This window comes from Streptomyces sp. NPDC007875, from assembly GCF_042868035.1.
GTDB lineage: Bacteria > Actinomycetota > Actinomycetes > Streptomycetales > Streptomycetaceae > Streptomyces > Streptomyces antimycoticus.
The window spans coordinates 40,996-55,463 of sequence record NZ_JBIADZ010000039.1; the positions used below are offsets into that span (position 1 = coordinate 40,996).

At 68.7% G+C, this 14,468-nt stretch carries 12 protein-coding genes; 3 read left to right on the top strand and 9 right to left on the bottom strand.

The window, feature by feature from the left end; all coding sequences use genetic code 11:
* Positions 1-30 precede the first annotated feature (30 nt).
* From ACFYOY_RS43680 to eccB, 9 genes are all read right to left on the bottom strand, one after another.
* Positions 31-330, bottom strand: coding sequence for a hypothetical protein (locus ACFYOY_RS43680; RefSeq protein ID WP_351902960.1), 300 nt, complete (start codon positions 328-330; stop codon positions 31-33).
* A gap of 37 nt (positions 331-367) precedes the next feature.
* Positions 368-1,123, bottom strand: a complete 756-nt coding sequence (locus ACFYOY_RS43685; protein WP_351902957.1) for a YbaB/EbfC family nucleoid-associated protein — start codon at positions 1,121-1,123, stop codon at positions 368-370.
* A 258-nt stretch (positions 1,124-1,381) separates the two neighbouring features.
* Entirely contained in the window at positions 1,382-2,623 is a 1,242-nt protein-coding gene (mycP, locus tag ACFYOY_RS43690; protein ID WP_351902955.1) for a type VII secretion-associated serine protease mycosin, read from the bottom strand.
* Between the two features lie 52 nt (positions 2,624-2,675).
* Complete coding sequence (locus tag ACFYOY_RS43695) at positions 2,676-4,247, bottom strand: hypothetical protein (RefSeq protein WP_388593403.1); 1,572 nt, start codon at positions 4,245-4,247, stop codon at positions 2,676-2,678.
* 22 nt (positions 4,248-4,269) lie between these two features.
* Positions 4,270-4,752: a hypothetical protein gene (locus ACFYOY_RS43700; RefSeq protein ID WP_351902949.1), complete on the bottom strand. Its 483-nt coding sequence runs from the start codon at positions 4,750-4,752 to the stop codon at positions 4,270-4,272.
* Between the two features lie 116 nt (positions 4,753-4,868).
* Positions 4,869-5,150 (bottom strand): WXG100 family type VII secretion target, encoded by a 282-nt coding sequence (locus ACFYOY_RS43705; protein WP_059147047.1) that lies wholly within the window; start codon positions 5,148-5,150, stop codon positions 4,869-4,871.
* Between the two features lie 41 nt (positions 5,151-5,191).
* Entirely contained in the window at positions 5,192-5,530 is a 339-nt protein-coding gene (locus tag ACFYOY_RS43710; protein WP_351902946.1) for a WXG100 family type VII secretion target, read from the bottom strand.
* A 198-nt stretch (positions 5,531-5,728) separates the two neighbouring features.
* Positions 5,729-6,976 carry a type VII secretion-associated serine protease mycosin gene (gene mycP / locus ACFYOY_RS43715; RefSeq protein ID WP_351902943.1) on the bottom strand — a complete coding sequence of 416 codons (1,248 nt, stop codon included), beginning with the start codon at positions 6,974-6,976 and terminating at the stop codon, positions 5,729-5,731.
* A gap of 17 nt (positions 6,977-6,993) precedes the next feature.
* Positions 6,994-8,565 (bottom strand): type VII secretion protein EccB, encoded by a 1,572-nt coding sequence (gene eccB / locus ACFYOY_RS43720; protein WP_351902940.1) that lies wholly within the window; start codon positions 8,563-8,565, stop codon positions 6,994-6,996.
* 171 nt (positions 8,566-8,736) lie between these two features.
* On the opposite strand from eccB, the gene eccE reads away from it, so the two are divergent.
* From eccE to ACFYOY_RS43735, 3 genes are all read left to right on the top strand, one after another.
* Positions 8,737-9,984 carry a type VII secretion protein EccE gene (gene eccE, locus ACFYOY_RS43725; protein ID WP_351902937.1) on the top strand — a complete coding sequence of 416 codons (1,248 nt, stop codon included), beginning with the start codon at positions 8,737-8,739 and terminating at the stop codon, positions 9,982-9,984.
* Positions 9,984-10,832: a hypothetical protein gene (locus tag ACFYOY_RS43730; RefSeq protein WP_388593409.1), complete on the top strand. Its 849-nt coding sequence runs from the start codon at positions 9,984-9,986 to the stop codon at positions 10,830-10,832. The genes eccE and ACFYOY_RS43730 overlap by 1 nt, the downstream gene beginning before the upstream one ends.
* Before the next feature lie 268 nt (positions 10,833-11,100).
* On the top strand, positions 11,101-14,424 hold the full coding sequence (locus ACFYOY_RS43735; RefSeq protein WP_388593412.1) for an SCO5717 family growth-regulating ATPase: 3,324 nt from the start codon (positions 11,101-11,103) through the stop codon (positions 14,422-14,424).
* Positions 14,425-14,468: the final 44 nt, after the last annotated feature.

Genomic DNA, 14,468 nt, shown 5'->3' on the forward strand with positions numbered 1-14,468 from the left:
TTCCCCGTCTCCCCGGTGCACCGCCGGCTGCTAGTAGGCGTCTTCCACGGACTTCGTGGTTTCCACTTCGTGATCGTCGTACGCCTTCGCGTTCTTGACCAGCGCATCAGCGATTTCCGACATCCGCTTCTGCCCTTCGGAACACCGGTCCGAAAGATGGTCGATGGCATCCGCGTAGGCACCGAAAAACATCTGGTACATGCCCAGCTCAAGCCGATCGCGGCGCAGCCCGCTGATATTGGTCCCGACACCGCCGATCGCTTTCGCCTGCTCATCCCACGTTCTGGCGTCAGCGCGTATGGCGTCTGTGATGACCTTGAGCTTGCTCATGGGCCTCCCTTCTTTTCCGTATCAGTTCTTTTCCGTATCAGTCCTTGAAGCGCTGGGGGTTCTTGATGATGGCCAGAAACTCGTTCATCAGACCGCCCACATGCAGGTTCGCGACGCCGGCCGCCCCGGGACTCTCGGCACTGCCGACCTTTTCGCGAGCGTTGTTCAAAGCCTCGTTCAGTGCCTGGTTGAGCCGGACGACTGACTGACCGGCAGCCCACTGAGGGTCCACCGCGCAGGAGACCAGGGCGTGCGCGGTGAGGGTGATGGCGACTCGGCGCGCGGCGGATTCTCCCTTGACCTGCGGCGGCAGGAACGAATCTGCGTCCAGTCGGTCGACGGCGTCGAATGCCGTGAGGACATCCTCGATCGATTCGTCCACGGGCCTGTGGAGGACGTGGCGCACGTCGTGGTCGGAGATTTCGGGGACCGGACGGGACGGCGTCGTCGACGCGGACGAGGCGCGGCCGTCGCCGAGTTGACCGGCTCGCTCTTCCCAACCGGACTGCTCAAGCGACCGTGACCAGCGCTCCATACGGTCGCTCATGGCGGACTCGAACGCCTCGACGACGGCGCCGCCGAGGTCCTCAGCGGGCCGTCGGCGCTGCCAGTCGGACGCGAGCCTGATCGACTCCGGAAGCCCGTCCGCACCCAGGGTCACGGAGACGGCCCCCTGTGCATCCGTTCCTTCGGAACCCCGGGGCACTTGGTCGTGCATGTCCGACATCAGGTGTTGCAGATTCTCCGCATATTGCTGGAATTGTTGCAGCTCACGGATGAAGTCCTCGCTCACGCTTCCCCCTTACTGGCCAATCGCGGAGCCATCGCGCTTTTGTGAACAAATGACCAGAAGCGCAGGTGTGTTGCCTATCCTTTGCTTCGCACGCTAGCACGGCCGTGCAGTTGGCGTACCTCCCGTAACGGCAATTACCGATGATGAACCGCTCCTGTGGCGAATTCGAAACACCATCGGCACATCCGAAACGAGGCGCTTTCTTTGCAGATTCCATGGCCAGGGTGCATGGCGAAGCGCGGTTCTCGGGGCCGCCCGTCATCGGGGCGAAGCCGCCCGGCGGCGGACCACAAACAGCGCGACACAGACCACGGCGAGGATGCCGGCCGCACCCAGGATCCACGGGAGCACGCCGCTGCCGCCATCGTCGCTGCCGCTCTCGGCGGCGGTGTCGCGGGCCGAGGAATCCCCCTTGGCCGGGGACGGGGATTGGCTCTGCGATGAGGAGGTGGACGGAGAGCCGCCCGCCTGTGCGGGCACCAGGGGGTTGACCTCGGCCGAGCCCGGCTTGCCCTTCTCCTCGAGGACGTTGTAGCGGGGGCGGATCGTGCCGTACCCGATGTAGCGACTGGGAATCTTGCCCTCGGTGGGCTTTCCGGCGGTGTCCATCATGACGCGGAGCACCTGATTGCCGTTCCACTTGGGGTGCTTGGCCCAGATGAGAGCGGCCGCGCCGGAGGCGATGGCCGTGGCCTGGCTGGTGCCCCAACTGCGGCAGTAGCCGGCCTTGCCGATGCAGCGGATCGGGATGTCCTTGCCCGGCGCGGCAAGAGCGACGAACGACCCGTGGTTGGAAAACTTGGTCACCGTCAATGACGAGTCGACGGCGCTGACCCCCGCCACACCCTTGTTGGCCGCGGGGTAGGTGGTGTCGTTCGACGTCTCCCCGTCATTGCCCGAACCGGCGAGGAGCAGCTTGCCGCGGCTGACCGCGTAGTCGACCGCCTTCTGCAGCTTGCCCTGCTCGGTCTTGTTGACCTGGTAGTACGGAAAGGCCAGCGACATGTTGATGATCTGCGCGTCGCTGTCCGCCGCGTACCGAATGGCGTTGATGAGGCCCGGGACGCTATTGGTTCCCGACTCCTTCGTCGAGCCGAATACCGTGAGCGGCAGAATGCGCGCATCCGGAGCGAGGCCCTTGATGCCCTGGCCGCCGGCTCCGTTTCCGGCGATGAGCATGGAAATGGCCGTGCCATGCCCGTCCGGGTCCGTACGGGCATCCTTGCTCGGTTCCACGAGGTTTTTGCCCTTGAGCACCTTCCCCTTCAGCTCCGGGGCCGACGTGTCGACTCCGGAGTCGAGGACCGCGACCGTGATGCCCTTACCGGTGCTGACCTTCCACATGCTCTCCGCCTGCATGCGGTCCAGATACCACTGGCGCTCCCGCATGCTCTCCGCCGTGGCGGCGGGGGCGATCAGCCCCATGATGGCGAGCAAGGACGCGAGCAGCGAGATGATCACTGTCGTCCGGCTCCGGACCTGGTTGAGCGTTGTTTCCATATCGCCTGTTCGTCCTGTGCTCGCCATCATCCGCGGCCTCTGCGGAAGGGTTTTACCCAATCACGGGAGGCACGGTGCCGCGCCGACCCTCGTTCCAGGTCTCTTCGTCCTCGGTCAGCTGGTCGGGCGCGTTCCGGCCTTCCTCACGCTGCCTCTTCTGGCCCTCACCGCCCCCCGATGCCGCCGCCCCCGGCGCGCCGGGGGCCCGTCCCTCGGCCTGCCCCCGGACCAGTCCGCTCCCACCGGGGGTGAACTCGCCGCCGGTCCGCAGCTCGCTTGCGCGACGCGCCGTACCCTCGGCCCGGACCGACGCCGAAGCTCCCCGGTTCGGACCGGCACCGATGACACCTCCGGGCCGCCCGGCCGTGGGGAGGCCAGGACCCGCGCCCGGACCAGCGCGGCCCACAGGCCCGGCCGGCTCCCTGCCGATGACCGTCCCCCGGCTCTGCCGGGAGCCCTGGTTCGTGCCCGCCTGGTGGTTTTGCATACCGCCGACGATGCTCCTGTCGCGCACCGAGTTGATGGGCCGGCCGTTGATCTGCTCGGTCGGTCCGTTCGGCAGCCTGGGAGCGGTGACGGGGCCTTTGGTGCCGCCCGTCCCCACAGTGGGGTTGACCTTGCCCACAGTGGGGTTGGCCTTCCCCACAGTGGGGTTGACCTTGCCCACGGTGGGATTGACCTTGCCCATACCGGTTGTGGGCCCGACCGTCGGCGGGGGTGACGCGGGCAGACCCACGGGCCCGGGCCGGTCAGTGACCGGAGACACCGGGGGCCCACCGTCGGTCGGAAGCTGCGGTGCGGTAGTGGTGGGCGGCGACGGCTTCACCGTGTCGATGTTGGTGTGCGTCGCGTCCGGAACGGTGACATGCCCCGGGTTCTCCGGGATCGACGGAGGGGTGACATGCCCCGGTGAGACATGCGCAGGCGAGAAATGCGCGGGCGAACCCGGACTCACCGTGGACGGATCGACCGCCGGATGCGTCGTCCCGACAGATGCGGGCGCCGTGTGGCCGCCGCCCCCGGAAACGCTGGGCGAGCCATAGCTCTCCTGCCCACCGCCCACCGAGGTGTCAGGGATCATCTGACTCGGCAGCGGCTTGAAGACCGGCTCATTCTCCTGGGACGCCGCGATGGTCTCCTGCGACATCCTGTAGTACGAGGCCAGCTTGTACATCTGCGGAAGCGCCTCGTCACGGACCTTTTTCAGGCTTTCCAGACGCTTCTCTTCCTTCTCCTGGTCCGCGTAACACACCTGCGAGCCCGCCGGGCGATCCGGCATCGACTTCTTGACCTCGCTCAGCGCCTGGCCCGCGGTCTCCATGGCGGTGCCTACGGAGCCGGCGAAACTCGCGAGCTTCAGGGCCTGGTTGGCGAAATCGTCGCCCCAGTTCCGGAACGCGTCGCCGCCCTCGCCCTTCCAGGTGACCCGCCCGACGCGCTTCTTGAGTTCGTCACCGATCTTCTCGATCTCGGACTGCGCCTTCGTCAGGGCGTTACCTCGGCGGATGATCTCTTGCTCATCCGTACCTTCGACCATGGCGAGCATGTCCTCGAACGAAGCATGCTCGAAACTGGTGATGTTGTAGCACATCTTGAGCGGCGGCAGCTTGTCTGATTCGCCCATGTCCACATCCCCCGTTCACCCGTCACATGCCGTCGTGGCCGCTGCTCTTACCGCCGCCCGTCTTGGGTTCGCCGGTCTTCTCGTGGCCCTTCGGGTCGTGCTCTTTCTGATACTGCTCGTAGTACGCCTGGGCACGCCGCTGAATGGCCTTCAGGCGCTGCGCGTGCTCGTGGTCCACCGTCTGGTAGTCGCTGTCGGCCGCGCCCACCGTGATGCCCATCGCCTCCAGTTGCTCGCCCAGGGTCTGGGAGAGCAGCTGCAGCCGTCCGTGCACCAGCTCGTACGCGCTCGCCAGTGACAGCGCCTCGGGAAAGTTCTGCCCGTAGGCGGCGGTGGTCACCTTCTGTTGGGAGATCTTGCCGTGCGCCGCGTCCGACTTGTCGAGGTCGGTCAGAAGCCTGTCAACGCGCTTCTTGAATTCCTGTAGAGACTCGGTGGGAGCGTCGAGGTCCGGCGAAGAAGGGGACTTAGCGGAGCCACCCCCGTCCGGCGCCAACTCAGCCATGAAGCACCTCCTTCAATACCTGGATGGGAGCGCTTGTGGGTGCGGGGACACTCGGCCCGGGCCGAGTGTCCCCGCACCCACGAAACGACCGCAGGCTGTGCGCGCTACGTCTCTCTCTACGACGCGAACCGCTGGCCCTGACGATGGTCATTGGCCCTGTAGCCCTCCGTAGCCTCCAGCAGCTTCTTCGAGATGGTGAGGAGGGTGCTGTGCAGGTGGTCGACACGCTGGTTCCACTCGTGCTGACGCTCGTTGAACGCGCGCTGCGCCTCACCGGTCCACGACTCGGACACACCCTTGACCTGCCTCATGATGGTGTCGAGGTCGGTCTTGAGCGTGTTGGCCTCGTTCCTGACCATATTGGAGGCTTCGACAACGCCTTCGTACGTAATCTCCATTGAGCTCTAACTCCTGATGCGAGGCGGACAGGTCACGAGGATCAAGAGGCGTGGAAGGAGCCGAGGATGCCGCTCTCCCCGCCTCCGACGCTGTTGATGTTCTTGAGCTGGTCGATTTCCTCCTGGTCGAAACCGTCCCGGCTCGCCTTCACCAGTTCGCGGGTGAAGCTCAGCAGCTGGTTCACCCGGCGGACGTCGTTGTTGACCTCCGTCTGGAGGTTGTTGTACGCGCCCGCCGCGATGCCCTTCCAGTGGCCCTCAACGTGGTCGATCACGCTGTTGAGCTTCCCGATCCGCTCGGTCAGCTGACCTTCCATCCAGTCGATGGCGCTCTCGAGGGTCTTGAAATCATGACCTTCTACGCGGAGCTTCTCCGCCATGGCACACCTTCCCCCATGAATCGGATGCGGTGGAACGGCCGGTGCTCTGTGGCTGTCCCGTGCGCATCGGACCAAAGCTGTCAAGGATCACTCTAGTCAGCATCCCCGTGTGCATGACCAACAAGTATCCGGTTGTTACACGGATGGGACGCCAGGGACGGCCGGGTAACGACAGGCGTCAGGCACCGCCGGCGCCCCTCATGCGTCACCCCGGCGACGCCAGTCACGCAGCACGACCGCACCGCCCGCGGTGATGCCCACGACCACCGCGCCCACGCCCAGGGCGTACGTGGCCAGTCGCGTACGACGCTCCTGCGGGGTCTCGCCCAGAGTGAGGCGCCCGGGCTCGGGCTTCGGGACGTTCGCCGCCGAGCCGGTGTCCGCCGTGGGGCGCTCGATCTTCTTGTCATCGTCGGTGAGGGCCTTCACCGGATCGACCACACCCCAGCCGATGAACCGATCACGGCCGTTGACGCCCCGCTCCGCGGTCTGCTCGATCTGGGCGATGACCTCCTGCCGCGACCAGTCGGGGTGCTTGGCGCGGATCAGGGCCGCCACTCCGGCCACGTACGGGGCGGCGAAGCTGGTGCCGTTGTCCACGCACTGCCCGCCCTTGGGGACGGTGGAGACCATGTCGACGCCGGGCGCCGCGACGCCGACGAAATCACCGCTCTGCGAGAAGTACGCGCGCTCGTTGTTGCGGTCGGAGGCGGCGACGGCGAGGACGCCGCGGTAGGACGCGGGATAGGTGCGCTTGGACTTCCCGTTCGCGCCGTCGTTGCCCGCGGCCGCGACCACGACCACGTCGTGCTGGACCGCATAGGCGGTCGCCTGCTCCAGATCGCTCTGCGAGAGGGCACCCTTGGTGTCCTGGGAGATGTTGATCACCCGGGCGCCCTCGTGCACCGCCTTCCTGATGGCCTGTGCCATCTTCTGCGGTGTGCCCTTGCCCTCGGCGTTGTTCTGCTTGAGGGGGATGATCGTCGCCTCGGGGGCCAGACCCACGAAGCCGGTGCCCTGGCGCGGGCGGGCCGCGATGATGCCGGCGACCTTGGTGCCGTGTCCGACCTCGTCGACCGTCGGGTCCTCGGCGAGTTTCCGTTCGTCCTTGGAGGCATCCTTGGCCGGGGGCAGGAAGTTCCCCCCGCTCGCCTTGTCGACGGCGGTCTTCAGCTGGATGTTGGTGTCATCGACACCGGTGTCGATGACGGCGACCCGTACCGACTTGCCGTTCTTCTCCTTGCCCTTGGTGTCCTCCCAGAGGCGGTCGAACACCAACCGTTGCAGCGACCAGGGCGTGCCCTTGATCTGCTTCTTCATCGGGAACGTGCACTCACCGTTGCCGTCCAGCGCGAGCGCGGCGGCGGACGGTCCGGCGCCGACGCCTGTGGCGGCGGTGAGACACGCCAGTGTCACCGCCGACGACAAGGCGGCCATGCGTCTCATGCGTGGGCGCTCCATGCTCACGACCCCTGGGGCTGTCGTGCGCTGTTGGTGTCCAGACGCGGCCCGACCGGCAGGAACTGGGACCAGTTGAGGGGCACCGGCACCGGTTTCGCGTCTCCGTACCCCAGCCTGACCTGAGCCTTGTTCGCGGTTGTCTGCCCGCCGGACTGTGCGTCCTGCTGCGCGGAGGAGCCCGAACCGTCAGCGCCGATCTTCGACTTGCCCGAACTGCCGTCATTGTTGGCCTGCACCTGGTAGCGCAGTCCGGTGTCGGTGACGAGGAAGACCTGGCCGGTGCTGGTCGCCCTCCCCTGGAACTGCCGGTAGAACAGGCCGGTCCCCGGCGTGACATACGCGCTGGTGGCACCGTCCACGATGGTCGCGGGGTAGTCCCGGCCCGCCCAGGTCTCGAGGGTGGGCGTACCGCTGTCGGCCACGTTCGTGAGGATGTTGCACACGGTGTCCCTGGCCCCGCTCCCGCCCTCGGTCGAGTTCACCTGGCGCGGGGGCTCGGAGGGCCAGGTGGTGTCACCGGCGAACACCGTGGAATCGGAGACGAAGTCCTGCGGGTTGACCTGCATCGGCTTGCCGAGCTGATTGAGTCCGGCCAACTGCTCACTGCTCAGCAGCAACTCGGCGGTGAAGTCGGAGACCGGCTGCACCTTTCCCGGCACCACGACATAGTGCTGGACGCCCCCACCGGTCTGCGCCTGGAGCACCATGCCCACCTTGTTGGCCTTGTCCGGCAGGGAGTCGACCCCGGCTGTGGTGTTCGGCTGCCCCGGCACCCGCGGAAACTCCACAGGTGCGCCGTCCTTCAGGGTGTCCAGCCAGTCGTCGGTCACCTGCTGGGGCTCGGCACCCTCCGAGAAGAGCGTCCGCAGCAACAGGTTGTACTGGCGGTCGGACATGCTCTTCTCGCCCTTGCGGCCGCCGAGCAGGTACTTGGTACCGGACGGGTCGACGAGATAGCGGCCCGTCTTCCCCCGGACGTACAGCGCCTGGCTGCCGCGCAGTCGCTGCGGGCCCTCGACCTTGGACGCCTCGCGGTCGGCGAAGATGAAGACCGCCTTCTGCGCGGTCTTGTTCTCCCCGCCGCCCGGCTGCTCACAGACCACCCAGCGCTTCTGCTCGACGGCATCGTCCGCCGAGGGCATACGGTCCGGGGCGTACGGAATTCCGATCGTGGGTCCGCGCGGAATATCGCCGTTGTCGAGCTGCGACTCCTTCACGCGAATGATGTCCGACTTGTCCTGATCCAACAGGAGTTTCGCCGAGGCGAGGTTGAGGACCGGGTGCAGCTGTTTCTTTCCGCCGGTCTTGAGAATCACATATCGGGTCGTCGAGTCGCTGCCGACGATGATGTGGGACGCGGTGTTGTCCCATCCCTTCGGCGCGGTCGGCCGGATCATGCCCCATGCGCCGAATCCGGCAAGGATCAGCGCCCCGACGATGACACCCGGGAGAAACGCGCGCAGCGGACGTGGCGCACCGTCGTCCATGACGGTGGGCGAGGGCTGCACGAACGAGGCAACCATCCGTTTCTTCGCAAAGGTGTAGGCATTGAGCTCGTCCCGCCGCGATGCCATGTCTCGTCCGCTTCTCCCCGTGTGATGGTGCAGTACGTACGCTCGGTCGCCGTAGCGAGATTACTCATCCGCTCGGGTCACCCGACACCCGAGCCACCCTTCACGCGCCTTTCCGATACCGTAAACACACAATCGGCCAGGACAACATCAGGACAAGCGGGGGTCTCCGGGATGAGCTCTGCCACCCATGCGCGTGCCGCCGTGCCGCGGCAGCCCTCACGCACGGCGAGCCTGGGCCCCCTGCGGCTGTATCAGCTCGTGCTCATCGAGGTGGCCGCCGCGATCCTCGGCGTCGCCTGGACCGTCGACTCACTGCTGATGGTGCCCGCGGGGGTCATCGCCCTCGCGCTCGTGCTGCTCGCGGTGTTGCGGCGCAGGCAGCAGCCGTTCGTCGACTGGCTCGTCACCATCAGCGCGTTGCGCACCCGTCAGAAGCAGGCCAAAGGGCCGGTCCCGGCCGGAATCGACCCGTCGCTCGCGCCCGCCGTCGAATGCGATCCGGCGCTGCGCACCTACGCGTATGTGGCCCGGGACCGCCGCGAGATCGGAATGATCGGCGACGGTACGTTCCTCACGGCGGTGCTCCAGGTCCAGTCGACCGACGCTCCACTGCGCCCCATGCGCACCAAGCGACCACTTCCGCTCTCGCTGCTGCAGGACGCGCTGGACGTGGACGGCATTCAGCTGGAGTCGGTGCAGGTGGTGCAGCACTCACAGACCGCGCCCGCACCACATCTGCCCGAACAGGCCGCGGCGGCGCGCAGTTATGCCCCGCTGCAGGAGCAGGCCGGAGCACCCGCCGTCCGGTTGACCTGGGTGGCGCTCAAGCTGAATCCCGAGCTGTGCCCGGAGGCCATACGGGCGCGCGGCGGCGGTCTGGAGGGCGCCCAGCGGTCCCTGCTGCGCACCGTTGACCAGCTGGCCAGCCGGCTGACCGGTGCCGGGTTCTCGGCGCGACCGCTGGCCGAGGGTGAACTCACCACGGCCCTCGCCACCTCGGCGTGTGTCAACCCGCATGCCACGACCCAGGCGGGGCGTGCGAGCACGCCGACGCGCCGGACGGTGGAGACCTCGCGCGCCTGGCGCTGCGACGACCGGTGGCACACCACCTACTGGGTGGGGCGCTGGCCACAGATGGGCCCGGAATCGGTGCCGCTGCCGCAACTCGTGGCACTGCTGACCTCCATGCCCGCCCTCGCGTCCACCTTCAGCCTGACCCTGACGCATGACGACGGCAGCCGTAACGCCTCCTCGGTCACCGGGCACATCAGGGTCACCGGGCGCAGCGACACCGATCTGATCACCGCCCGCAAGGCTTTGGAGCGCGCCGCGCGGGGAGTGCGGGTCGGGCTGGTACGTCTCGACCGTGAGCAGTTGCCCGGTGTGCTCGCGACGCTCCCGCTGGGAGGGACCCGCTGATGTCCACATCCGCCTTCTCCCCCGCCACTTCTCCCTCCGGTCATGGAACCGGTCCGGATTCCGCCCCCGGAGCGGGTCTGGGGTCCGGTCCCACGATTTCCGGTGCCGGCGCCCCCGGAATGGCCGGTGACCCGAGTTCGGCGCGCAGAACGCGCCCCGGTTTCGGGCTCATCGGGCCCCGGCGCGGACGGCAAACACTGCCCATGGAGGACGTGGAGGCGCTGGCGCTGCCCATCGGCGACGACGGCGTCATCATCGGCGTGGACGAGCAGAACCAGCCCGCCGTCCTCGGCTTCAACCGCCCCGAGCCGTTTGACGTGGTACTCGTCGGCGGTCTGTGGACCGCGCAGGTGCTGGCCTTCCGGGCGGCGGCCACCGGCGCCCGTATCGCCGTCGAGACCGGCCGGCCGCATCTGTGGACCAACTTAGTGCAGGTCGCTGGTGGCGGACAGCAGTGCATGACCGTCTTCGACGTGGGCCGGGTGCCGCCGCAAGGGCCTTCAGTGGGCAGCCCGGTTCTGGTCGTCCGGGACTGCGGCATGCGTCCGCCACGGGGCCGGGTCTCCGCGTTGCCCTGGCAGTCGGTGCTGACCCTGCTGCCGTATCTGAGCCCGGTCGCGCCGCGGCTGCTCGAGCACGCTGGGCTGGTCGGCATTCAGCGCGTCTCGCCGGACGAGGCCAAGGAGATAGGCCGCGTCATGGGCCTTCCGCAGGCCGACGTCGCGGCGCTGTCCACGCTTCCCGACTGGGTCACCCTCTGGTGTACACGTACCGGACGGCAGTTCGTAACCGTGCAGGCGACGGATGCCGAGACGGGGCTGCTGGGATCTCCGCGTCGGGTCGACTGATACGGGTCGAACCCTTCAGGGTTGGTCCGTCGTTGATCGACACCGCTCGAGTGCGGTCCGCATCATGCCGTGGACCGCTTCGAGTGGCGGATGGGCCTGCCCTCGCGGCGCTCATGGTGATTAGTCTTGGGGTACCCGGTGGAGAACCTGTTCAGGGATCCCCGGCGTCACAAAAGGGGAAAGCCGAACGGTCGGACGACAGTAGCGATCGGCAACAGATCGGCCTCGCCAAGAATTTCAAGGGTGTTCGACCACACCAGGAGGCATTGTGAGCAGCGATCGGGACGAGATCCGCACGGGCGGAAACACACCCGGCGATGATCGGTCCGACGCGGAGACCGAGCACACGGGCGAGTTCACCATCGACTACACCCCGCCCGCCTGGTACACGCAGAACGCTTCGTCGTCGTCCTCGCCGGCCTCCACGGCCCCCGCGTCGACCGGCGGTTCCGGAGGAATCGGGACGGGCACCGGTGCGGGAGCGCCGAGCCCGCCGCCTCCGCCGCCCACGGGTCATCCTGTGTCCGTGCCGGGGACGCCGGAGCCGAGTGGCTTTCCGGGTGCTTGGCCGCCGCCGACCGCGCCGCCCTCCGCCGATGTCGCGTCGGACGCCTCCGAGGTGGAGGAGGTCCCCGCACGGAGGGAGGACGAGGCACGGTCTGAAGCGGAGGCCGACGAGTCGGACGCGGGCACCCACATGCCGCCTTTGCCCGACTCCGCACCGGATTGGGGCAGTGCGCCCGCGGCTGACGCCGTGACGGGTGGTGCCACGTCGGACAACCCCGAGTCCGAACCCGAGCACCGAGAATCTTCCGCCGAGACTTCCGAGGTCGAGGCGGAGTCCTCTGCGGCGGCTCCCGCTCCGGCTTCCTTCACCGCCTCCGCTCCCGTCGATGACGACTTCAACCTGGCGCCCGCCGCGGCTCCGCGGGACGACGCACCCGAGCCCGCGCCCGAGTCCGAGTCCGATGAGAGCGACAACGGCGATGTGGTCAGCCACTCCACCGTGCGGTTCTCCACCGCCGCGCTGCGGCGCGAGGTGGCCGAGAGGCGGAGTGAGGACTCCGAGGGCGCCGAGGCTGATTCCGGTCCCGGTGCCGGATCCGATCCGGGTTCCGGTTCTTCTTCCGGTTCTGGCTCTGGTTCCGCTTTCGCGTCCGATGCCGGTGACGATTCCGGCTTCGCGGGCGCGGACGACCGTGCCGACGACGATGTGCGCAGCGAGGGCACGCTGCGCTTCTCCACCGCCGAGCTGCGGCGTGAGATGGAGGAGCTGAGGCAGGCGACCGCCGAGCCTCAGGACGCGATCCCCGAGGACGCCGTGCCGCCGAGCGCGCCCTCCTCCGAGCAGCCCGCCGCCAGCTGGGCTCCGCCTCCGGTTCCGCAGTCGGGGCTGCCGCCCCTGCCGCCGGACTTCCAGCCCGCCGCACCCGAGGACGCCGTACCGGCTCCGGGTCCCGCTCCGGTTCCGGAGCAGCGGACGGACGGGCCTGCCACCCCTGGCGCCGGCGTGCCGCTCCCGCCCCAGGACACCTCCTGGGCGCCTCCCCCGCCCCAGACGCAGGGTCAGCCCGGTCCCGCGGCGCCTGGGCCCGGGCCGCAGGGCGGATACGGCTATCCGCGTCCCGGTGAGGGCGCTCCCGGTGCGGTCCCCGGCCAGCCCGGTCCGGCCCCGCTGCCGGATCAGGCCCAGGGGGCACAGCCCCCGGCGGCCAACATGCCTGGCCCGCAGGGCGGTTATCAGCAGCCCGGCCCGGGCGTGCCGGGCCCCGGTCCGCAGGGCCCCCCGGCTCCGCAGGGGCCCCACTACGGCTATCCGCACCCCGGGGGCCAGCCCGCGCCCGGCCCGGCCGGTCAGGGACAGGGCCAGGGTCCGATGCCCGTCCAGGGCGGCTACGGCTTCCCACAGCCGCCCGCCCCGGACCAGCAGGGCCAGGGCCCGTACCAGCAGCCCCCCGCACCGCCCTACCCCGCACCCCAGCAGGGGCAGGCCGAGCACCCCGGACAGCCGGGCCAGCCGATGTACCCGGGCCAGCCCGGTCAGCCTGCCCAGCCCGGTCAGCCCGGACCGTACGCGCCGAACGGCCCCGTCCAGGGCCAGCCGCCGCATGACCCCCAGGGTCAGCAGTTCCCCGGGCAGCAGGGTCCGGGCGCGCAGGGCGGCTACGGCTTCCCGCGGCCCGGCGACGGCGTTCCAGGGCCCGGGCCCGGGCCACAGCAGGGGCAGGCGCACGACGGCTACGGCTATCCGCGTCCCGACGCCCACGCCGCCCCGGCAGCCCCGGCCGATCCCCGTACCGGCGGCTGGCCGACGGTCACGCCCGACCAGCGGCGTCAGGCCGGAGGCGCGGGGGCGCCGCTCGGGTACACCGCCGCGGTCGAGCTCTCCTCGGACCGTCTGATCAAGGGCAAGCAGAAGCCGAAGAAGAACACTCCCGGCCCCTCCCGCTTCAAGATCGGCGGCAAGAAGGAGGAGGCGGAGCGGCAGCGCAAGCTGGAGCTGATCCGCACGCCGGTGCTCTCCTGCTACCGCATCGCGGTGATCAGCCTCAAGGGCGGTGTCGGCAAGACCACGACGACCACCGCCCTCGGCTCGACCCTGGCCATCGAGCGCCAGGACAAGGTCATCGCGATCGACGCCAACCCGGACGCGGGCACCCTCGGCCGGCGCGTGCGTCGGGAGACCGGTGCGACCATTCGCGACCTGGTCACCGCGATCCCGTATCTCAACAGCTACATGGACATCCGGCGGTTCACCTCACAGGCGCCGTCGGGGCTGGAGATCCTCGCCAACGACGTGGACCCGGCGGTCTCGACGACGTTCAACGACGACGACTACCGCAGCGTCATCGACGTCCTGGGCAAGCAGTACCCGATCATCCTCACCGACTCGGGCACGGGTCTGCTCTACAGCGCCATGCGCGGCGTCCTCGACCTCGCCGACCAGCTGATCATCATCTCCACGCCCTCCGTGGACGGTGCGAGCAGCGCCAGCACCACCCTCGACTGGCTGTCCGCGCACGGCTACGCGGATCTGGTCTCGCGGAGCATCACCGTGATCTCCGGAGTCCGGGAGACCGGAAAGATGATCAAGGTCGAGGACATCGTGTCCCACTTCGAGACCCGTTGCCGCGGGGTGATCGTCGTACCGTTCGACGAGCATCTGTCGGCGGGCGCCGAGGTGGACCTGGACATGATGCGGCCCAAGACCCGTGAGGCGTACTTCAACCTCTCGGCCATGGTCGCGGAGGACTTCACCCGCGCCCAGCAGGAGCAGGGGCTGTGGACGGGCGACGGCGCGGCCCAGCCGCCGCAGGTGGCCCCTCCGATGCCCGGCCAGGCCCAGCAGCCCTACCCCGGCCAGCAGCCCTACCCGGGCGCCTACGCGCCTCAGCAGGGCCAGCAGCCGCAGTACCCCGGATACCCGCAGCAAGGCGGTCAGCAAGGCTGGCAGCAGTCCTACGGGCAGGGGCAGCAGCCGCAGCCCGGCCAGCCGTGGCAGCAGATCCAGCCCGGGCAGCCGGGCCAGCCGGGTCAGCCCGGGCAACCGGAGCAGCCCTGGCAGCAGCAGCCCCCTGGGCCGCAGCAGTAGCAGACGGAAGCGATGCGCCCCGTGGGCCCGGATCACCGGGCCCA

Excerpts from the sequence above, each read along its gene's own strand:
- ACFYOY_RS43730 (WP_388593409.1), top strand. The coding sequence starts at position 9,984 with ATGTCCACATCCGCCTTCTCCCCCGCCACTTCTCCCTCCGGTCATGGA.
- eccE (WP_351902937.1), top strand. The coding sequence starts at position 8,737 with ATGAGCTCTGCCACCCATGCGCGTGCCGCCGTGCCGCGGCAGCCCTCA.
- ACFYOY_RS43695 (WP_388593403.1), bottom strand. The coding sequence starts at position 4,247 with ATGGGCGAATCAGACAAGCTGCCGCCGCTCAAGATGTGCTACAACATC.
- eccB (WP_351902940.1), bottom strand. The coding sequence starts at position 8,565 with ATGGCATCGCGGCGGGACGAGCTCAATGCCTACACCTTTGCGAAGAAA.
- ACFYOY_RS43710 (WP_351902946.1), bottom strand. The coding sequence starts at position 5,530 with ATGGCGGAGAAGCTCCGCGTAGAAGGTCATGATTTCAAGACCCTCGAG.
- ACFYOY_RS43680 (WP_351902960.1), bottom strand. The coding sequence starts at position 330 with ATGAGCAAGCTCAAGGTCATCACAGACGCCATACGCGCTGACGCCAGA.
- ACFYOY_RS43700 (WP_351902949.1), bottom strand. The coding sequence starts at position 4,752 with ATGGCTGAGTTGGCGCCGGACGGGGGTGGCTCCGCTAAGTCCCCTTCT.
- mycP (WP_351902955.1), bottom strand. The coding sequence starts at position 2,623 with ATGGAAACAACGCTCAACCAGGTCCGGAGCCGGACGACAGTGATCATC.
- mycP (WP_351902943.1), bottom strand. The coding sequence starts at position 6,976 with ATGAGACGCATGGCCGCCTTGTCGTCGGCGGTGACACTGGCGTGTCTC.
- ACFYOY_RS43705 (WP_059147047.1), bottom strand. The coding sequence starts at position 5,150 with ATGGAGATTACGTACGAAGGCGTTGTCGAAGCCTCCAATATGGTCAGG.